Annotated in this window: 16 protein-coding genes; 5 read left to right on the plus strand and 11 right to left on the minus strand. The window is 59.4% G+C overall.

Translation table 11 applies throughout. The annotated features are described in order from the left end of the window. Positions 1–3 precede the first annotated feature (3 nt). The 3 genes from FP026_RS19855 to FP026_RS19865 form a co-directional block, all read right to left on the minus strand. On the minus strand, positions 4–1,776 hold the full coding sequence (locus tag FP026_RS19855; RefSeq protein ID WP_149636327.1) for an ankyrin repeat domain-containing protein: 1,773 nt from the start codon (positions 1,774–1,776) through the stop codon (positions 4–6). Positions 1,777–1,940: 164 nt separating this feature from the next. Then, positions 1,941–2,768, minus strand: coding sequence for a TolB family protein (locus FP026_RS19860; protein WP_149636328.1), 828 nt, complete (start codon positions 2,766–2,768; stop codon positions 1,941–1,943). A gap of 28 nt (positions 2,769–2,796) precedes the next feature. Next, positions 2,797–4,476, minus strand: a complete 1,680-nt coding sequence (locus FP026_RS19865; RefSeq protein ID WP_149636329.1) for an NAD+ synthase — start codon at positions 4,474–4,476, stop codon at positions 2,797–2,799. Between the two features lie 461 nt (positions 4,477–4,937). On the opposite strand from FP026_RS19865, the gene FP026_RS19870 reads away from it, so the two are divergent. Continuing rightward, a complete protein-coding gene (locus FP026_RS19870; RefSeq protein WP_149636330.1) occupies positions 4,938–5,474 on the plus strand; it encodes a DUF1003 domain-containing protein in 537 nt (178 codons plus the stop codon). 2 nt (positions 5,475–5,476) lie between these two features. Here the strand turns inward: FP026_RS19870 and FP026_RS19875 are convergent, their stop codons facing one another. From FP026_RS19875 to rpiA, 5 genes are all read right to left on the minus strand, one after another. After that, positions 5,477–5,902, minus strand: a complete 426-nt coding sequence (locus FP026_RS19875; protein WP_149636331.1) for a GFA family protein — start codon at positions 5,900–5,902, stop codon at positions 5,477–5,479. A 157-nt stretch (positions 5,903–6,059) separates the two neighbouring features. Next, the gene (locus FP026_RS19880) at positions 6,060–7,433 is read right to left on the minus strand and encodes a class II 3-deoxy-7-phosphoheptulonate synthase (protein WP_149636332.1); all 1,374 of its coding nucleotides are present in this window, start codon (positions 7,431–7,433) and stop codon (positions 6,060–6,062) included. A 155-nt stretch (positions 7,434–7,588) separates the two neighbouring features. Then, a complete protein-coding gene (gene gor / locus FP026_RS19885; protein WP_149636333.1) occupies positions 7,589–8,974 on the minus strand; it encodes a glutathione-disulfide reductase in 1,386 nt (461 codons plus the stop codon). A gap of 182 nt (positions 8,975–9,156) precedes the next feature. Next, entirely contained in the window at positions 9,157–9,714 is a 558-nt protein-coding gene (locus tag FP026_RS19890; protein ID WP_149636334.1) for a DUF2059 domain-containing protein, read from the minus strand. A 13-nt stretch (positions 9,715–9,727) separates the two neighbouring features. Further along, a complete protein-coding gene (gene rpiA / locus FP026_RS19895; protein ID WP_149636335.1) occupies positions 9,728–10,429 on the minus strand; it encodes a ribose-5-phosphate isomerase RpiA in 702 nt (233 codons plus the stop codon). Positions 10,430–10,624: 195 nt separating this feature from the next. Between rpiA and FP026_RS19900 the strand changes: the two genes are divergently transcribed. After that, positions 10,625–11,299, plus strand: coding sequence for an HAD family hydrolase (locus FP026_RS19900; RefSeq protein ID WP_149636336.1), 675 nt, complete (start codon positions 10,625–10,627; stop codon positions 11,297–11,299). Positions 11,300–11,364: 65 nt separating this feature from the next. Here the strand turns inward: FP026_RS19900 and FP026_RS19905 are convergent, their stop codons facing one another. After that, positions 11,365–13,263 carry a L,D-transpeptidase family protein gene (locus tag FP026_RS19905; RefSeq protein ID WP_149636337.1) on the minus strand — a complete coding sequence of 633 codons (1,899 nt, stop codon included), beginning with the start codon at positions 13,261–13,263 and terminating at the stop codon, positions 11,365–11,367. 406 nt (positions 13,264–13,669) lie between these two features. Here FP026_RS19905 and fumC point away from each other — a divergent pair, with 406 nt between their 5' ends. The 3 genes from fumC to FP026_RS19920 all read left to right on the plus strand — a co-directional run bounded on the left by fumC (position 13,670) and on the right by FP026_RS19920 (position 18,218). Next, positions 13,670–15,061: a class II fumarate hydratase gene (fumC, locus tag FP026_RS19910; protein ID WP_149636338.1), complete on the plus strand. Its 1,392-nt coding sequence runs from the start codon at positions 13,670–13,672 to the stop codon at positions 15,059–15,061. Between the two features lie 283 nt (positions 15,062–15,344). Next, positions 15,345–16,952 (plus strand): fumarate hydratase, encoded by a 1,608-nt coding sequence (locus FP026_RS19915; RefSeq protein WP_149636339.1) that lies wholly within the window; start codon positions 15,345–15,347, stop codon positions 16,950–16,952. Positions 16,953–17,150: 198 nt separating this feature from the next. After that, the gene (locus tag FP026_RS19920) at positions 17,151–18,218 is read left to right on the plus strand and encodes a GGDEF domain-containing protein (RefSeq protein ID WP_149636340.1); all 1,068 of its coding nucleotides are present in this window, start codon (positions 17,151–17,153) and stop codon (positions 18,216–18,218) included. A 177-nt stretch (positions 18,219–18,395) separates the two neighbouring features. Here the strand turns inward: FP026_RS19920 and FP026_RS19925 are convergent, their stop codons facing one another. Beyond that, entirely contained in the window at positions 18,396–19,004 is a 609-nt protein-coding gene (locus FP026_RS19925) for a pyridoxamine 5'-phosphate oxidase family protein (protein WP_149636341.1), read from the minus strand. Positions 19,005–19,058: 54 nt separating this feature from the next. Then, entirely contained in the window at positions 19,059–20,024 is a 966-nt protein-coding gene (locus FP026_RS19930; protein WP_149636342.1) for an alpha/beta hydrolase, read from the minus strand. Positions 20,025–20,069 lie beyond the last annotated feature (45 nt).

Genomic DNA, 20,069 nt, shown 5'->3' on the forward strand with positions numbered 1-20,069 from the left:
TTTTCAAGCACTTCCGCGCTGACGTAAAAGCGAAATGATAGTGTCGTCTCCTTCTTCCTCCGAGAGATCGCGATAGGACCGTCCGGATGCATCCCTGACCGACCGATCCGCGCCGCGCTCCAGTAGGAGGCGCACGGCATCGGCGCGCCTATTGACGATGGCAAAGCCGAGAGGCGTCATCCAATCGCGGTCGAAAGGTTGGCCGTGAGGGTGGAAATCACCAAAGTGGAGATCTCTCAGTTCGGGGTGTTTGGCGAGATGTTCGGCCAGCTGATCGAGTTGCCCGAAGGCAGCAGCCGCGAAGATATCGAGCGGATAGGTCTTCAGAAACTCGACCATGTCCAGCTTGCCATTGTAGTCTGCCCAACCGATTGGCGGCCCGTAAAAGTGGGGGTCGCGAATGGTGGTATCGGCTCCATGCGCGATCAGCAGTCTCGCCATTTCCATATGGCCATGCAGCGCCGCCTCATGCAGCGGTGTGCGGCTCGTCATCGCGTTGACGTCGAAGCCCAAAGCCAGCATGCGGCGCACGGCCTCCAAGTCGTTTTCCCCGGCAGCGTCGTGGAACATGGCCGGATGAGCCTTACGCATCGACGCCGCGATATCACCATCGCCCGCAAGTCTCTTTATGTGTTTAATGAATGACGCCATGTGCTTGCTGGCTACCGCCGGAGCGATCGCCTTTTTTCGAGGCTTCTGACGTATTTGGATATAGACCTGATCCTCGTCTTTCAGACGAACCGCTACAGCTCCCTGCTGAACGAGATACAATGTGAGACCCTTGTCATTACCTAGGCGCGCCCATTCGTAGGGCGTTCTCCCATTGACAGGCTTGTGAACATCAGCACCATTTTCCACCAGCAGGCGCACCCGGTCGCCCATGCGATGCTCCAGCGCCCATGCGAGCTGATAATCGAAAACGGTCTGCGAGTTCGCAACAAACTTGCCGTCCTCGCGCACCAGCCAATTGTTGGTATCCGTCGCCGACAAGCCGTATTCCAGCAGCAGTTTCAGGCAGGTATTGTCCGGCTCGAACATGCGGTTGTAGAGCGCCTGGCTGTCATTGGCTTCGGCGCCAGCCTCAAGCAGCAGCCGCGCGAATGCCTCGCATTCCGGATGCGGCGGCTGGCGGACTTTTCCTGCCTCACCCTCGCCGAAGACGCCCGTCAACACGGTGAACCGGTACTGTCCGCCATCGAGGAAAAAAGCGTTGACGTCAGCCCCGCGCCTGACAAGCTCCCGGGCCGCCGGCAAACTGGAATGACCCGGCACGCGGGCAAAGGCTGCATACATCAGCGGCGTTAGATCATGCGGCCCACCCTTGCGGTCGAGAAGCTGCGGCTGCCGATCGAGCCAGCGACCTATGCCGTCGGCATCGCCGAGCGCGGCCGCGACATGGATGCTTTCTCCTGCAATCTCCGGATTGGATTCCAGGAGCTCCAGCGCCTCATCGAACCGTGCGGGATCGGCCGGAATATTGGCAAAATAGGAAACCGTTGCCAACGACAGGAAGCGGTTGGCGAGCTGATCAGGCGAAATGCGCTTTCGATCGCCGTTCTCCAGATGCGCCTTGAGTTTGGTCCAGCTCAAAAAGCCGAATTCGCGGGCAAGAACCATCTGAATGTCCTGGAGCCCGATACCAGAGATGTCGGCAAAATACGGTGCAACGCGGCCGAGTGCCGAAGCATCACCGGCTTGTACGGCTTTGAGGAAAGATTTGGCCTGCTTTTTCAGGGAATCGAGAGTGGCTGTGCTCGCCAAAGAGCGCGTGGTCACGGTAGACCTCCTTCCATTTACGTCCGGTATCCGCGCCCACAGACTGAAAAGAGGTGTGGCAGTCTCATTCTACATGCATCAGGTGGGCTTTGCCCTTCCCGCGGATCGGATGCGCCCTGCGAACGCATCCAGATCTATAGCGCCGGTTGCAACCTGTCCAGAGCTCAGGCCGGCTCGTATCGCACATAGGCGAAGGAATCACCATCCGGTGACCAGTTCGGCACATTGATGGATCCCTGCCCGCCGAAGAGCTCGAACAGCGTCGTGAGATTGCCGCCATCCATGTCCATCAGCCGCATTCGCACATTGAGATCACGCGGGTGATCAAAGACATCGGGATCGTAGGAGATCAAGACGACCTTGTCGTTTTTCGGCGAAGGATGCGCAAACCAGTTGCCGTAATTGTCGTCGGTCAGTTGCTGCAGGCCGGTGCCGTCGGGATGGATGCGCCAGATCTGCATCAATCCGGTGCGGCTCGAATTAAAATAGATCCATTGCCCGTCGGCGGAGAAATCCGGCCCGTCATTGCGGCCTTCGCCATGCGTCAGGCGTGTCTCTTCGCCGCCGTCGATCGAGATCGTATAGATATCGAAAACGTCGTTGCGGATGCCGCAATAGGAAAAACGCGTCCCGTCCGGCGACCAACCATGCCAGTAGGACGGCAGATTGGTCGTCACCTGCCTTGGCGTGCCGCCTTCGGCGGGCAGCACATATATGCAGGACTTGCCGTGCTCGGTTTTGTCTGAAATTGCGATCAGCGATCCGTCGGGCGAAATCCCATGATCGTTGTTGCACTGCGTCGCAAAGCCGGTATCGACGCGCGCAACGTCGCCGCTGCCATCCAGCGGCAATCGATAAAGCAATCCGTCGCCGTTCAGCAGCAGATAACGTCCGTCGGGCGAATAGTTCGGCGCTTCGACAAGCTCGTTCGTTTGCCAGATAACACGGTTTTCACCGGTACGGATGTTGTAGATCTCGACGGAGCTGCGCAATTCGTTCCCTCCCTATGCCGGCGTGCGATCAGCGATCGCGGAACCGGTTGGTGATCGGATAGCGGCGGTCGCGACCGAAATTCTTCTTGGTGATCTTCACGCCCGGCGCCGACTGGCGGCGCTTGTATTCCGCGAGATAGAGCAAGTGTTCGACACGATGCACGGTCGCGACATCATGGCCGCGCGCCACGATCTCCTCGACCGACATTTCCTTTTCCACCAAGCATTCAAGGATATCGTCAAGCGCTGGATAGGGCGGAAGCGAATCCTGGTCGGTCTGGTTCGGCCTCAATTCGGCGGAAGGCGCCTTGTCGATGATGTTATAAGGGATCACCTCGCCTGATGGGCCGAGCGCACCCGGCGGCACATGCAGGTTGCGCCAGCGCGACAGCGCATAGACCTGCATCTTGTAGAGATCCTTGATCGGATTGAAGCCGCCGTTCATGTCGCCATAGAGTGTGGCATAGCCAACCGACATTTCCGACTTGTTGCCCGTCGTCACCACCATCGAGCCGAACTTGTTGGAGATCGCCATCAGGATAGTGCCGCGGGCGCGGCTCTGCAGGTTTTCCTCGGTGATGCCGCTCTCGGTACCCTCGAAGAGATCGGACAAAGCCGAGGTGAAGCCGGTGACGGGATCCTCGATCGGCACGATATCGTAGCGGCAGCCGAGCGCCTTTGCGCAATCGGCCGCATCCTTCAGCGAATCCTGCGACGTATAGCGATAGGGCAGCATGACGGTGCGCACGCGCTCCTCGCCCAGTGCATCGACAGCGATAGCAGCGCAGATCGCCGAGTCGATGCCGCCGGAGAGGCCGAGCACGACCGACTTGAAGCCGTTCTTGTTCACATAGTCGCGGAAACCCAGCAGGCAGGCGCGATAATCGGCTTCCTCGCCTTCCGGAATATGGGCCATCGGGCCTTCTGTGCAGTGCCAGCCATCGCCATTCTTCTTCCAGGTCGTCACCGCCAATGCGGTTTCGAACTGGCTCATCTGGAACGCCAGCGACTTGTCGGCGTTGAAGCCGAAGCTCGCGCCATCGAAAACGAGCTCGTCCTGCCCGCCGACCTGGGCGGCAAAGATGAGCGGCAAACCTGACTCGATCACCTGGCGGAGTGCAACCTGATGACGGACATCGACCTTGCCGCGATAATAAGGCGAGCCGTTCGGAACCAGAAGGATTTCCGCCCCGCTTTCGGCCAGCGTTTCGCAGATGCCGAGATCGTTCCAGATCTCCTCGCAAATGGGGATGCCGATCCGAACCCCCCGGAAATTGACCGGCCCCGCGATAGTGCCTTCGTCGAAGACCCGCTTTTCGTCGAACTCGCCATAGTTTGGCAGATCGACCTTGTCCCTGACGAAGATAATCTTGCCGCCATCGAGCACAACGACGGAGTTGTAACGGCCGATCGCGTCCTGGCGCGGAACGCCGACGACAACGCCGGGGCCGCCATCGGCGGTATCTGCAGCAAGGCTCTCGACCGCCTTCCAGCAGGCGCGGATGAAGGCCGGCTTCAGCACCAGATCTTCCGGCGGATAGCCGGAAATGAACAATTCCGTCAGCAATAGCAGCTGCGCGCCTTCGCGTGCCGCCTCGGCGCGTGCCTCACGCGCCTTGGCGAGATTGCCGGAGACGTCACCGACCGTCGGATTGAGCTGCGCGACGGCGATGCGGATGGTGTGGGTGATCGGGCTTTGCTCTGTCATGCCATACATTTAGCGATGGCATCTTCCTTCCGCAACCGACTTCCACCGCCCGCACGCATCAAAGATCACGCAACGCGCATAGGCCGTGTTTCTACATGGAAAAATACTGAGCCTGCCTTGCGGAGAAAACTTTGATCGCATTGATCATTGAATCCGCGCTGGCAGACCTGACATCATCACGGACGGCGCGAACGGTTGGGTGCGGCTGGTCGGATGGTCCGAACCTCCGAGCGACGAGAGCCTTTCCGCTTTTCTCCGAATCGCGAAAACGCTCTATCCTTTTGTTGTTACGCAATTCCGGACGGAAAACCGCTACGCACTTTTCCTGGAATTGCTCTAGCAAACGCTCTGGCTGCACGGCGGCAAACCGCCGCGTGATGTTTGAAACTCGTCGATTATTGCATTTTTGCGCTTTGGTCGAATAGTTGCGTTCAATGCCACCAGGATGTCGGAGCTATCCCATGTATAACTTGCCCAATTTCGTTCATCTGCATTTCGACAAGACGGCCGACGAGCTCGGCGACATCGAGAAGCGCGTTCTCAAGAAGGCGCACGAAAGAAAAATCATATCCACCGACATCAACGCGGCCCTCTCGGCGGAAGCCTCCACTGGGCAGCGTCTGGCGGACGGTATCGCCCGTGTCGGCGGCTCCTGGTCTTTTATCGTCACCTTTTTGGTGTTCCTGGTGTTCTGGTGCATCGTCAACACCATTCTTCTCGCCACACGGGCCTTCGACCCCTACCCCTTCATCTTCCTGAATCTCGTCCTCTCCATGCTCGCCGCCATCCAGGCGCCGATCATCATGATGTCGCAGAACCGCCAAGCCGAACGCGACCGCTTCGAAGCCGCCAAGGACTACGAGGTCAATCTCAAGGCGGAATTGGAAGTGCTATCCTTGCACCAGAAGATCGATATGCAGGTGCTGACGGAGCTTGCGGTCGTGCGCGAAGACATCGCCAGGCTGAGCAAGCTGGTTGCCGAGAAAAGCGGAATCTGAGGTCAATCGGAGGGGCCGGCCGTCAGCAATCCGGGTCGCCCCTGCCGATACTGCGGCAATCCATCGCTGATCTCATAGTAGTCGCCCTTATCGCCGCAGTAGATGTGATAGGTCAGCTTCAGGTCGCTCGGCTGATCGAACAGCCCTGCCATGATCGATATTTCGTCGACGCCATCCGCCGCCCAAAACAGGGCCGAGCCGCAGGTCCTGCAGAAACCGCGGCGGGCGAATGTGCTGGCGCGATACCAGGTAATCGCATCCTCCCCGTCGATCGTCAGGTTGGCGACTGGCACGTTGGTCGCAGCGTAATAGAGCCCGGTCTGCTTGCGGCACTGCGAGCAATGGCAGGCCACCACCTCACGCAATTTGCCGCGTGTCCTGAAACGCACGCTGCCGCAAAGGCAGGCTCCGCTGTGTTCGTCTGTCATAGTTGCTCCCCATTTTCCGAGGAGCCTTCCCGAGAATGATCACCGGGTCAATCTCAAAGAAATGAAGCGTCTTTCAACCGGATTGATCTGCCGGCCACAAAAGCAGACGGGCCGGCGGTAGGCCGGCCCGTCTGATGAATATTGGCTCTGCGTTCGCTCAGCCGTGCGCGCGCATGCGCTTTTCGTCACGGCCGCCCTTCATCCGCTCGGCGAGCAGGAAGGCAAGCTCGAGCGCCTGGTCGGCATTGAGGCGCGGGTCGCAATGCGTGTGGTAGCGATCCTGCAGATCCTCGGCGCCGACGGCGCGGGCGCCGCCCGTGCATTCGGTCACGTCCTTGCCGGTCATCTCGATATGGATGCCGCCCGGATGCGTGCCCTCGGCACGATGGATCTGGAAGAAGCTTTCGACTTCCGACAGGATGCGCTCGAACGGGCGCGTCTTGTAGTTGTTGAGCGTGATCGTGTTGCCGTGCATCGGGTCGCATGACCAGACGACCTTGCGGCCCTCGCGCTCGACGGCGCGGATGAGGCGCGGCAGGTTATCGGCAACCTTGTCATGGCCGAAACGGCAGATCAGCGTCAAACGCCCGGCTTCGTTCTGCGGGTTGAGAATGTCGATCAGGTTGATGAGATCGTCCGCCTGCAGCGAAGGACCGCACTTCAAGCCGATCGGGTTCTTGATGCCGCGGAAATACTCGACATGCGCATGATCGGCCTGGCGTGTGCGGTCACCGATCCAGAGCATGTGGCCCGAGGTCGCATACCAGTCGCCGGTCGTGGAATCGACGCGGGTGAAGGCCTCTTCATAGCCAAGCAGCAGCGCCTCGTGGCTGGTGAAGAAATCGGTCTCGCGCAGGCTCGCATTGCTCTCGGCGGTGATGCCGATCGCTCTCATGAAATCCATGGTCTCGCCGATGCGATCGGCAAGCTTGCGGTAACGCTCGCCCTGCGGACTGTCCTTGACGAAACCAAGCATCCATTTCTGCACGTTTTCGAGATTGGCGTAGCCGCCCATGGCAAAAGCGCGCAGCAGGTTCAACGTCGCGGCAGACTGGCGGTAAGCCATCAACTGACGTTCCGGATTGGGAATGCGCGCCTCTTCGGTGAAGTCGATGCCGTTGATGATGTCACCGCGATAGCTCGGCAGCGAGACGCCGTTCTGCGTTTCGATGTTCGAAGACCGCGGCTTGGCGAACTGGCCGGCAATGCGGCCGACCTTGACGACCGGCAACTGCGCGCCGAACGTCAGCACGACAGCCATCTGCAGGAAGGCGCGGAAGAAGTCGCGGATCGTATCGGCGCCGTGTTCCGCGAAGCTTTCGGCACAATCGCCGCCCTGCAACAGAAAACCGTTACCCTCGGCAACATTGGCAAGATGTGCCTTCAGACGACGAGCTTCACCGGCAAAAACGAGCGGAGGATAGCTTGCAAGCTGCGCTTCCGTGTCTGCAAGCGCTGCCCTGTCCGGAAAATCCGGCACCTGCTGGATCGGTTTCTGCCGCCAACTGTTCGGTGTCCAATTCTGTGCCATCTCACTCACCTGCTTGTGCGCCCGATCTTGGCCGGGCGTCCCGTCGTCGTAAATAACGCGCGCTTATAAACCTTTGCCGCCCCCTTGCATAGGCAGGCAAACTACTGTGCTGATCTTTTGTGGCGCAGCCGATAACCTGCCGCCAGCCGGGCGCGTTACACGCGCTGGCCGTTGCGGATGCGATAGCTCGGCGAATACATCGTCACCAATTCTTCCGCTGCTGTCGGATGCACGGCCATGGTGCGATCGAAATCATCCTTGGTGCAGCCGGCCTTCACAGGAATGCCGAGAAGCTGCGCCATCTCGCCGGCATCGTGGCCGAGGATATGGGCGCCGATCACCTTGCGGTCGGCGGCATTGACAATCAGCTTCATGATCATCTTCTCGGCTCGGCCCGAAAGCGTCGCCTTCATCGGCCGGAACTGCGCGCGATAGACTTCCAGTTCCGGATAGCGCTTGGCCGCCTCTTCTTCGGTCAGTCCGACCGTGCCGATCTCCGGCTGCGAGAAGACCGCGGTCGGGATCAACTCATGATCCGGCCGCGTCGGATTGTTCTTGTAGACGGTCTCGATGAAGCACATGGCCTCATGGATCGCGACCGGCGTCAATTGTACCCGATCAGTGACGTCGCCGAGGGCATAGATGTTTGCAACAGAGGTGCGCGAATATTCGTCGACGACGACGGCACCCCGCTCGTTGATTGCGACGCCGGCTGCCTCAAGCCCCAGATTTTCGGTATTCGGCGTGCGGCCAAGCGCCAGCATGACGGTATCGACCGTCAGGGATTTATCATTCTTAGTTCGGACGCTTAGGCCATTTTCCGTCTTCTCGACGCTCTGGATGATATCGTGGCAGAGAATGCGGATGCCCTTTTCCTCCATTGCCTCATGCAGGCCCTTGCGCAGGTCCTGGTCGAAGCGGGAGAGGATCTCAGCACCGCGATAGATCAATGTCGTCTCGACGCCGAGGCCATGGAAGATATTGGCGAACTCGACGGCGATATAGCCGCCGCCGGCGATCAAGATCGACTTCGGCAGTTCCTTCAAATGGAAAGCTTCATTGGAGGAGATGCAAAGCTCATGCCCCGGCAGCGCCGTATGCAAGTTCGGCCGGCCGCCGGTGGCTATGACGATGGTTTCCGCGGTGACGGTCTGGCCGGTCTTCAAAAGCTTGATCGTATGGGCGTCCACCAGCTCGGCGCGGGTATCGAAGATCTCGGCCTTGGCATTGTCGAGCCCCTTGCGATAAAGTCCCTCCAGCCGAGCAATCTCCTTGTCCTTCGCTTCGATCAGCTTCTTCCAGTTGAATGTGCTTTCGCCGACCGTCCAGCCGAAACCGGCAGCATCCTCGAAATGCTCGCTATATTGCGAGGCATAGACGAACAGCTTCTTCGGCACGCAGCCACGAATGACGCAGGTGCCGCCGTAGCGGTATTCCTCGGCGATACCGACCTTCTTGCCAAGTGAGGCCGCGACACGCGCGCTGCGCACGCCGCCGGAACCGCCGCCAATCACGAAAAGGTCGAAATCAAACGAAGGCATCGGTGGCTCCTGTCGAAATGAACATGCGCAAAAGTGTCATTGGGGTTCGCACTCATATAGGGAGCCGCGATACAAAAAGAAAAGCCCGGATCTCGCCCGGGCTCTGAATTTGCAACTGCCAACCGATCATTCCGAAAACGCGAGACGTCGCGCCGAAAATGGCCGAGGCAAGAAATTTCTGCTTACTGCTTCGGCGCGGGCTGCGCTGCTGCGGCACCGGCATCCGGCACTGCGACGGGCTGTTTGACGACTTTCTGCAGAGCGTCGTTGCTCTGCTTTGCGAGATCGCGCGAAATGCCCTGGCTCCAGATGTCGGCTGCCTTGTAAAGCTCGCGGGTGGCGAGCGGACCATCCTTGAGAAGCTTCTTGCCGGCCGGCGAACCGTAGAAATCGGCAATCGCCTTCAGTTCATCGGCCGAGAAGGCCTTGGCATAGGTGACGGCAGCTTCGCGCTCGAGATCGGCACGACGCGGAGCGAGCGCCAGAGCGGTGGCATCGACGGTCGAGTTGATCGCATCACCGAAATTCGGGTTTGCCTGGATCATCGTGCTCTTCAGCTGCTCGGCCAGGTTCGGCAGGATATTATCGAACTGATTGGTGATGCCCAGAGCATTGATCGCGGCGCGCGCAGCCTTGATCTGATCCTCGGAAACTTCCTGAGCGTTCACGGAACCGAAGGCAATGCCCGAAAAAAGGATGGTTGCAGCGGCAAGACGGCCAAGACCCGCAAATTTGATCATGAGATGAGTGCTCCTATGTATTGTTCGCCTGCAACGTACGCGCACCGGCAGGGCCGGCAATAATCGCTAATGTCGCCATATGGATAAAGAGCCCGTGTTCGACAACGCCGGGAATCGAATAGAGCTCGCTCGACAGCGCCTCTGCATCAGGAATACGGCCGAAAGATGCATCGACGATGTAATGCCCCCCGTCGGTGACAAAGAGGCTGTCGCCGGAGCGGCGCATGTTGAGCGCGCCCGAGAGCCCAAGACGCGAGGCCGCCTTCTCGATGAGGATGCGAGTGGAAACGAGACCGAAGGGATTGACCTCGATCGGCAGCGGGAAGGCTCCGAGCGTCTCGACGACCTTGCTTTGATCCGCGATGACGATCATGCGGGCTGAGGAAGCAGCAACGATCTTCTCGCGCAGCAGTGCGCCGCCGCCGCCCTTGATCAGCGTCAGCGCGCCATCCAGCTCGTCGGCGCCATCGATGGTCAGATCAAGTTCCGGAAGCTCGTCAAGCGATTTTAACGGCACGCCGAGCTCGTTGCAGAGCTTGGCAGTCCTTTCGGAGGTCGGAACGCCCTGGATCGAGAGGCCAGCCGCGACCTTTTCGGCGAGCAGGCGAACGAATTCCTCCGCCGTGGTGCCGGTGCCGATCCCGAGCCGCATGCCGCTCTCGACATGAGCGAGCGCGGCTCTCGCAGCCTCAATCTTCATCTGGCGGGCGTCCATGCGCCACCTGCTCCCATTGTTACGTTGGTCTGCTGTTTACACGGCTCTCCAGCCAAACGAAAGCCAAAATAACGGCATGATATAGAAATCCCCGCCCCCTCCTCACCCGGGCTTCCGGGGTGCTTCAGTTGCAATTGCCCGCGCGATCTTTTAACTCCGAAGACGTACTCTTTTCTCTGCAAAGGCCGATTCCTCGTGAAATCTCCCCTTGTCGTATTCGATCTCGACGGCACGCTGCTGGACACGCATGCGGACCTCATCGTCAGCCTCAACCATACGATTGCCGCGCTCGATCTTCCGCCGGTCAGCTACGATGACGTGACGCATCTCGTCGGCAATGGTGCGCAGGTGATGATCGAGCGAGCTTGCAAACTGCACGGCTATGCGCTGACGTCGGAAGAATTGCCGGCTCTGCTCCAGCGCTTCATAACCCATTACTCCGAGACGATGCCCGGCGTCACGCAGCCCTATCCCGGGCTCCTGGCCGCGCTTACCACGCTGAGGAACAAAGGCTACAAGCTTGCCGTCTGCACCAACAAGATGGAATCGCTTGCGCGCACGCTTCTCGACCGGCTCGAACTGACCCAATATTTCGAGACCATCACCGGCGGAGACACCTTCACCGTGCGCAAGCCGAATGCCGAGCACCTGATCGGTACGGTCGAACGCGCCGGCGGCGACATCGCGCGCACGATCATGATCGGCGACAGCATCAATGACATTCTCGTTGCCCGCAACGCCGGCGTCCCCTCGATCGCCGTCCCATTCGGCTATTCCGATGTCGGTATCGAAACGCTCGGCCCGAACCGCATCATCTATCACTACGACGAGCTTACGCCGGAACTGGTCGAAGGGCTGCTGGCGGCCTGAGAGATTCCCTTAATGCAAAGGGCGGCCGATGGGCCGCCCTTCTGTGTTTCGTGATCGAACTGATCTCAGATCTGAGCAGTACGCGCCTTTGAGGTCGCATCGAGCGCCTTCAGCGTTGCCGCGTCGCGATCGTAGACGTCGTTGAAATACTGTACGACGCCGTCCTTGTTCGGCCAGGCGGTGAAGTAGGCGATATAGATCGGGAATTTCTGCGGCACCGGAACAGCCTTGTTCTGGCCGGCTGCGATCTGCTTGGCGACGTCATCGACCGTGGTGTTCAGCACGGCGGCTGCCATCGCGCGCGGATCAGCGAGGCGGACGCAGCCATGGCTGAGTGCGCGCATATCCTTCTTGAAGAAGCTCTTCTGCGGCGTATCGTGCATGTAGATCGCATGCGAATTCGGGAAGAGGATCTTCAGCTCGCCCAGCGCGTTGTCGCTGCTCGGCGGCTGGCGAACCGAGATGCTCTTCGTCGAACCGTACCAGTCGACGCTCGACGATGCGACGGCCTGGCCGCCGACTTCGACCTGATAGCCCATGCGATCGAGATAGTTCGGATCGGAGCGCAGCTTCGGCAGCATCTCGTTGATGATGATCGACTGCGGAACGCCCCAGAAAGGATTGAACTCGACCGTCTGCACTTGATTTTCGAAGAAGAAGGTCTGGTGCTGCTTGCTGCCGACGACGACGCGCATCGACAGCTGTTCCTGGTTATTATTGTGGTAATAGACCATGAATGCCGGCTGGTTGATGAAGACGTAGCGCGGTCCGAGCTCCGCCGGCAGCCAGCGCAGCTGCTCCATCGCGACGACCAGCTTCTGGATCTTCGCATCGTTGTTCTCGCCCACCATGGCGCGAACGGAGGACGGGCCGATCACGCCGTCAGCGGTCAGTCCCTTTTCCCTCTGGAAGTCTTCGACCAGCGACACCAGTTCGGGCGTGTAGTCAGGTGTGCCGAGATAGGCCGAGAAAAGATCGGCATGAGCAGTCTTCAGCGCATCCGAGCCGCGATGCTCAATCGCCTTGACGATATTGGCCATTTCCGGCGAATTACCGCCTGGCTTCAGGATACCGGTCAAAGAAATGGAAATGTGGCTGCCGTCCGCTCCCGATTCGGCACGCAGCTTTGCGAGCTCCGTCTTCAACAACTGGAACTGCTGGTTGGACGGGCTGCGGCTGTTGAGATAGGAGGCAACGTCCGGGCTGGAACGCAACACGTCGAGCATTGCCGCCAGATTGACGTCCTTGCGCTTGAAATCGTGATAGCCGGAGAGCTTGTTCGGATCGAGACGGCCGCGGACCGTATCCTGGACGAACATCAGCACCTTGCTGGAGAGCGTGAGCTCGAACTGCATGAGAGCCCGATCACGCATCACCGGATCAGCATTTTCAGCATTGTCGCCGGGCAGCGTCACCGCATAGTCGGCGGGATCGAGGCCGACGGAACCGGCGTCGGCAAGAACCGCCATCGCGGCCTTCGCCTTGTCGCTGACAACGTGATCGGCAACCCAGAGAAGGGGTTTGCTCTGATCGGCGTAATAGGATTCGATCGCCTTGGCGATATCATTCGTCGCCATGACGCGCGCATCGGAAAGATACCGACGCTGCGAAATCTCCGTATCGACCGCGACCGGCGTCGGAGAGGCATCGGCGACCGCGCCTGTCACCATCGGATCGGCAAAATGCGCGGTCGAAACCAGACGCATCGCATCTGCCTTGTAGGTATAGTATTTCGGCGCATCGACCGTCGGCAGCGGCTGTTTTGCCCGCGGAGGCTGATCGGCATCCAGCGTCTGCATCGGGTTGACAGGAACCGGCGCCGAAACCTGTGTGCTCTGCTGGCGTCCCTGACCGCCACGGATGAAATCCATGAGGGTCATCGCGCTCGCGGAGGTTACGCCGATGGAGGAAAGGCAACAGGAAAGAGCCAGGACGGATGCTGTGGCTTTGATGGCAAGTTTCATTCTCTAATCGGGTCCCTGTATCGTGCGATAACTTCGAGCCTGGCGGGGCTGTTTTCAACTCGGCCGCGATGTCGTGAGACATCGTATATCCACTAGAATGAAAACGGCGAAACCCGCCTTTCGTTCAATGCCTCAACTTCACATTACGAAGCAGCGGCGTTTTCCGCGGCTCAGTTCACACAAAATTATGAAATTATTGGTTAATCTTTTATTGAAATTTCCCAGGCTTTTTAAGCGTCGGAAAATGCAATTCTGTGAATATATGTGGAGCGTGTCAAAAAGGGCACGCCGGAGCATGAGAAAAACATGATCAACAGGATCATGAAATAGCGCTTTGATGTTTTCATAGGCGCCGTTCGGCCCTATATGGCTGCTATCCGTCTCAATGGAAAGCAGGACCAGTAACATGACGTCCACCCGCACCGAAACCGATACCTTCGGCCCGATCGAGGTCGCCAGCGACCGTTATTGGGGCGCGCAGGCGCAGCGTTCCCTCGGCAATTTCAAGATCGGCTGGGAAAAGCAGCCGCTGTCGGTCGTCCGCGCTCTCGGCATCGTCAAGCAGGCGGCGGCGCGCGCCAACATGGATCTCGGCCAGCTCGATACGAGGCTCGGCAAGGCCATCGTCGCCGCGACGCAGGAAGTCATCGACGGCAAGCTCAACGATCATTTTCCGCTGGTCGTCTGGCAGACCGGCTCGGGCACGCAGTCGAACATGAACGCCAACGAGGTGATCTCCAACCGCGCGATCGAGATGCTCGGCGGCGTCATGGGCTCAAAGAAGCCGGTGCATCCGAACGATCACGTCAACATGAGCCAGTCGTCGAACGACACCTATCCGACGGCCATGCACATCGCCTGCGCCGAGCAGATCGTTCATCACCTGCTGCCGGCGCTCAGGCACCTGCATGAGGCCCTGGAAAAGAAGGTCGCCGACTTTGCGCATATCATCAAGATCGGCCGCACCCACACGCAGGATGCAACGCCGCTGACGCTCGGCCAGGAATTTTCCGGCTATGCCGCCCAGGTCGCCTCCTCGATCAAGCGGATCGAGCTGACGCTGCCGGGTCTTTGCGAACTCGCCCAAGGCGGCACTGCGGTCGGAACCGGCCTCAATGCGCCGATCGGCTTTGCCGAGAAGGTCGCCGACGAAATCGCGGAGATCACCGGCCTGCCCTTCGTTACCGCTCCGAACAAATTCGAGGCGCTGGCCGCCCATGATTCGATGGTCTTCAGCCACGGCGCCATCAACGCGGCGGCAGCCGCACTCTTCAAGATCGCCAATGACATCCGCCTGCTCGGCTCCGGCCCGCGCTCCGGTCTCGGCGAACTGGCGCTGCCGGAAAACGAACCGGGCTCGTCGATCATGCCGGGCAAGGTCAATCCGACCCAGTGCGAAGCGCTGACGCAGGTCTGCATTCACGTCTTCGGCAACAATGCTGCTTTGACCTTCGCCGGCAGCCAGGGCCATTTTGAGCTCAACGTCTACAACCCGATGATGGCATACAACTTCCTGCAGTCAGTACAGCTGCTCGGCGACGCCGCCGTCTCCTTCACGGACAATTGCGTCGTCGGCATCGAGGCGCGCGAGGACAATATCAAGGCAGGTCTGGAACGCTCCCTGATGCTGGTGACGGCGCTTGCCCCGAAGATCGGCTACGACAATGCCGCCAAGATCGCCAAGACGGCGCACAAGAACGGCACGACCTTGAAGGAGGAAGCCCTGGCGAGCGGATTGGTGTCATCGGAAGAGTATGATGCCATCGTCCGGCCGGAGACGATGATCGGGCCGAAGTGAGTTCTTCGCTCGGGATCGTCAGGCACGTTCGCGGCCGACGCAATGATCTGTCTGGCCCTCACCCCGCTAGTGGAAAGGAATCGCATATGGGGCATGTTGGCGCCGCATGCTCTTTCTCCCCGCCGGGGAGAGGGAGCTTCCAGTGCTGATCCGCCCCATTGCCATCGACAAACTCCCATTTTGAAATTTCGACATAGCAGCCAAGCAATTGCTTTTGCCTCAAGCCGGATTTAGATCGTTTCCAAACATCTTCCCCGCCAATCCGGCTTGAAAGGTTTCCCACATGGCTGACGATCTATTTCCTCTCGGCGATGACGCCACTCCCTATCGCAAGATTTCCGGCGATTACGTTTCCGTCGACACCTTCAAGGGCCAGGAAATCCTGACCGTCGAGCCCGAGGGCATCCGCCTGCTCGCTGAGACGGCTTTCGCCGATATCAATCACCTGCTGCGCCCTGGCCACCTGAAACAATTGGCCTCGATCCTCGAAGACCCGGAAGCTACCGATAACGATCGCTTCGTCGCTTACGATCTGCTGAAGAACGCCAATATCGCCGCCGGCGGTGTGCTTCCGATGTGCCAGGACACCGGCACCGCCATCATCATGGGCAAGAAAGGCCGCCGCGTCTGGACCGAAGGCGGCGACAGCGCAGCGATCGCCAAAGGCGTGCTCGACGCCTACGAAAAGAAGAACCTGCGCTATTCCCAGCTCGCACCGATCAAGATGTTCGAAGAGAAGAACACCAAGAACAATCTGCCCGCACAGATCGATATCTACGAGGAAGGCACGGACGCCTACGAATTCCTCTTCGTCGCAAAAGGCGGCGGCTCGGCCAACAAGACCTTCCTCTATCAGGGCACGCCGTCGCTTCTGACACGCGACCGCATGCTGGATTTCCTGAAAGAGAAGATCCTGACGCTCGGCACGGCAGCCTGTCCCCCCTACCATCTCGCCATCGTCATCGGCGGCACGTCGGCCGAGATGAACCTCAAAACGGTCAAACTCGCCTCGACGCGGTATCTGGACTGTCTTCCCACGGAAGGCTCCGAAGACGGGCACGCCTTCCGGGATATCGAAATGGAAAAGGAAATCCATAAGCTGACACAGAGCCTCGGCGTCGGCGCCCAGTTCGGCGGCAAGTATTTCTGTCACGACGTGCGCGTCATCCGCCTGCCCCGCCACGGCGCCTCGCTGCCGATCGGCCTCGGCGTTTCCTGCTCCGCCGACCGCCAGGCCAAGGGCAAGATCACGCGCGACGGCATCTTCATCGAACAGCTCGAGACCGATCCCTCCAAATACATGCCTGAGATCGACGAAGCAAAGCTCTCCGAATCGATGGTGCGCATCGATCTCAACCGGCCGATGGCGGATATTCTGGCCGAACTCTCGCAGCATCCGGTCAAAACGCGCCTCTCTCTCACCGGCACGATCATCGTGGCGCGCGACCTGGCGCATGCGAAGATCCGCGAGCGCCTGGAAATGGGCCAGGGCATGCCGGACTACCTCAAGAACCATCCGGTTTACTACGCCGGCCCGGCCAAGACGCCCGCCGGCTACGCCTCCGGCTCCTTCGGCCCGACGACGGCCGGCCGCATGGACAGCTATGTCGACCAGTTCCAGTCCTTCGGCGGCTCCATGGTGATGCTCGCCAAGGGCAATCGCTCGCTCGCCGTACGCGAGGCCTGCAAGGCGCATGGCGGTTTCTATCTCGGCTCGATCGGCGGCCCGGCCGCCCGCCTCGCTCAGGATTGCATCAAGAAAGTTGATGTTCTGGAATATCCGGAACTTGGCATGGAAGCCGTCTGGAAGATCGAGGTGGAGGATTTCCCAGCCTTCATCGTCATCGACGACAAGGGTAACGACTTCTTCCAGGAACTCAACCTGGGGTAATATTCCGGCCTATTATTGCCCAGATCGAACGAAGGCGCTGCCAGCGCCTTCGTATGTAAAAACATACTTTAATTGTAATACTTTTGAATAAAACTTTACGGATCGACAATTTCTCACTATCAGGACCTTAATATTTTTTCAAAGATTCTTCGTATAAATAAAAATGGGATTTAACCAATACATGTTACGGAGCTCACGATGAGTACGGCGATTGCGCCAAAGGCGCATAATCCCGACGTGGCAGGGCAGATTACCTATGCCATGCGATCCATGGGCATCGCACCTATTCCGCGCAATTACGAGCTTTTCTATGAAGCCTATATCGGCTCCAATCCCGCTCTCACGCGTGAACTGGCGGCACTCGGCAACAGCGCCACCCAGGAGGAACTGGATGCGATCGGAGCCAAGTACTTTCCGCATCACGCAGGCCGTGTTTTCGATAATGCGCATGCCCGCCTGACCATCGGGCTCGATACGGTCCTGCGCGCATTGCGGCAGGAGCAGGCCACGCTCCAGAGCTATAACCGCCTGCTTGGCGAGACCTATGAGAACATAAGCTCCAGAAGCCACAACAGCGCCGAGCTGCTTCGTGGCGCCATCGACATGCTGACGGTAGCGACCGGCGATACTATGGCGCAGGGCGAAAAAACGGTGGAGAACGTCGTCCAGCGCAGCCAGGAAATGGATCAGGTCCGCAAGGAGCTGGATGAATACAAGCGCATTGCCAATACCGATGCCCTGACCCGGCTTGCCAATCGGCGCGCGTTCGAGGATCGCCTGGCCTCCATCTTCGACAACAAGCTGACCCGGCCGACAACAGCGCTGGTTTTGGCCGACATCGATCATTTCAAGCGGATCAACGATACGTTCGGCCATCCGGTCGGCGACAAGATCCTGGCAACCGTCGCATCCATCATCCGCGCCAACGTCCGGCACGACGTTTTCGTGGCCCGCGTCGGCGGGGAGGAGTTCGCTCTCATTCTGGAAGCCACCAATATCGACGAAGTCGCCACTGTCTGCGAGCGGATCCGCCGTGCGCTCGAGACGACGCCGTTCAAAAACTCGCGAACACGCGTTGACTATGGTCCGATCACACTATCGCTCGGCGCCTGCATGGCCTCGGAAGCCGTCGATTCGGGCGAACTATACAACAAGGCCGATCTGGCGCTCTATTGTGCCAAGAATGCCGGCCGCAACTGCTGCAGCATCTACCAGGAAGGCATGCAGAAGGACTTCACCAAAAGTTGGCTCATCTATAAGAACTAGAGCAATTCCAGGAAAAGTGCGTAGCGGTTTTCCGTCCGGCATTGCGTAAAAACAAAATGACAGAGCGTTTTCGCGATTCGAAGAAAAGCGAAAATGCTCTAGAAGCGCAGCCAACCAACCGCCGGCCCTGCTTTCCCATGCAGGCCGGCGGCTTTGCTTACCAGGGGCGTCTCGGGCTTACCAGAGAGTCTTGGCAGCCCTCGCCGGCGCTTCGCGATCATAGGCTTCCTGATCGAAATCGCCTTTCGCCGCCTTGAGCATCATGCCCGGGCTCGGCAGACTGGATGGATCGGCGAACCGCTGCGCATTCCACAGCTCGGCCCGCATCACCGCTCGTGCGCACTGAAAATACACTTCCTCGATCGTGATCACGACGACGCAGCGTGGATGCTTGCCATCCATCTCGAAGCTGCCCAGCAGGGTCGGCTCGATGGAGACGACCGCTCGGCCGTTGAGCCGCATCGTCGTATTCGATCCGGGAACCAGAAACATCAGCGCGATGCGCGGGTCGCGCACGATATTCGCAAGCGAATCGACGCGGTTGTTGCCGCGCCAATCCGGGAGATGCAGCGTCTTTTCGTCCGCGACGCGCACGACACCACTCAAGTCACCGCGCGGTGAGCAATCAAGCCCTTCCGGCCCAACCGTTGCCAGCGCCATGAACGGAGAGGCTTCGATCATCTGGCGATAGAGCGGCGTCAGCACCTTCGTCATCTTGGTGATCGACGCCTCGCCGGCATCACCATAGAGCTCTTTTAGTTCCTCGACTGACGTGACGATACGCATGCTGCCTCGCGGTTTTTCAGCGACTTGCCCAAAGTCCGCGCGACGCACGTTCTGCTAGGAGGAGCGACGCTGCGGGGTTCGGTAAAACGATAGCACCGTACCGTCTTCGTTTTCGAGTGGATTTTCCGTGTTCGCAGTCTCCGACAGAAAAGCGTCGACCGCCTCGAACACCGGAGCGGCGGCGACGATACGGCGATGCCCCAAGCCGTTGGCCCATAACAGACGCACATGTTCTCCCTGGGCGGCATAGGCGCGTGCGTGATCGGCACTCACCTCCTTGTCGTCCTCGGCATGGATGACGAGGACGGGCCGGCCTGGATCGAGCATGCCGCGTTTCTGATCATAGGAGGCAAGCGTCCTGCCCGTCACCCGGCGAACCTCGTCCTCCAAGGCAGCCTGTGCCGCAGGGCCAAGGCGCATCAAACGCCCGAAATCCTTGAATAGCCATCCCATGGCGCTCGGCGCGCCGATCAACACCAATTTGCCCGGATCAACCGCGTCTACATCCGGCAGAAAGCCCGCACACGCCAGCGCCAGCGATGCGCCGCCGAAGGAGTGCCCAATGGCGGCATCGAAGCCGCCGAAGCGGGCAAACGTGGCGGCAATGGCGGAAACGGCCAAACGCACGTTGAGGAACCGTCCGTCCGAACGGCCGTGGCCTGGAAGATCGAGCGAGATGACTTCCGCTCCGCTTTCCGCAAGGAACACCGTCAGCTCAGACAAATATTCGCTGCTGGAGCCCCAACCATGCACCACGAGATAGCGCTTTCGCGGGCCTTTCGCTCCGCCGTTGAAGCGATAGGCCATTGCGCGGCCGCCCGGAAACGGCAGCATGACCTGTTCCGCCATCAGAAGGCGTTCCCTGCCCTCCATATGTGCCGCCCTGGCCTTGGCGCCGCGTGGACGGCGCGAGGGCGTCAAGCAGAAAAGCCGGAACGCGGCCTTGCCGGCAAGCTGCGGAGACAGCCTTCCGAGGCCGGACAGACCCGACCGGGTGACCTTGAGCGCAAAGGATGGCATAGTGGGAATCCAATAATGTTCAACTATGAACAATAAAGTACAGTG

Origin of the sequence: Martinezella tropici (assembly GCF_008370325.1) — a bacterium.
Lineage (GTDB): Bacteria > Pseudomonadota > Alphaproteobacteria > Rhizobiales > Rhizobiaceae > Rhizobium > Rhizobium tropici_B.

Excerpts from the sequence above, each read along its gene's own strand:
- fumC (WP_149636338.1), top strand. The coding sequence starts at position 13,670 with ATGACGTCCACCCGCACCGAAACCGATACCTTCGGCCCGATCGAGGTC.
- FP026_RS19870 (WP_149636330.1), top strand. The coding sequence starts at position 4,938 with ATGTATAACTTGCCCAATTTCGTTCATCTGCATTTCGACAAGACGGCC.
- gor (WP_149636333.1), bottom strand. The coding sequence starts at position 8,974 with ATGCCTTCGTTTGATTTCGACCTTTTCGTGATTGGCGGCGGTTCCGGC.
- FP026_RS19880 (WP_149636332.1), bottom strand. The coding sequence starts at position 7,433 with ATGGCACAGAATTGGACACCGAACAGTTGGCGGCAGAAACCGATCCAG.
- FP026_RS19915 (WP_149636339.1), top strand. The coding sequence starts at position 15,345 with ATGGCTGACGATCTATTTCCTCTCGGCGATGACGCCACTCCCTATCGC.
- FP026_RS19905 (WP_149636337.1), bottom strand. The coding sequence starts at position 13,263 with ATGAAACTTGCCATCAAAGCCACAGCATCCGTCCTGGCTCTTTCCTGT.
- FP026_RS19875 (WP_149636331.1), bottom strand. The coding sequence starts at position 5,902 with ATGACAGACGAACACAGCGGAGCCTGCCTTTGCGGCAGCGTGCGTTTC.
- FP026_RS19890 (WP_149636334.1), bottom strand. The coding sequence starts at position 9,714 with ATGATCAAATTTGCGGGTCTTGGCCGTCTTGCCGCTGCAACCATCCTT.
- FP026_RS19925 (WP_149636341.1), bottom strand. The coding sequence starts at position 19,004 with ATGCGTATCGTCACGTCAGTCGAGGAACTAAAAGAGCTCTATGGTGAT.
- FP026_RS19930 (WP_149636342.1), bottom strand. The coding sequence starts at position 20,024 with ATGCCATCCTTTGCGCTCAAGGTCACCCGGTCGGGTCTGTCCGGCCTC.
- FP026_RS19865 (WP_149636329.1), bottom strand. The coding sequence starts at position 4,476 with ATGACAGAGCAAAGCCCGATCACCCACACCATCCGCATCGCCGTCGCG.
- rpiA (WP_149636335.1), bottom strand. The coding sequence starts at position 10,429 with ATGGACGCCCGCCAGATGAAGATTGAGGCTGCGAGAGCCGCGCTCGCT.
- FP026_RS19920 (WP_149636340.1), top strand. The coding sequence starts at position 17,151 with ATGAGTACGGCGATTGCGCCAAAGGCGCATAATCCCGACGTGGCAGGG.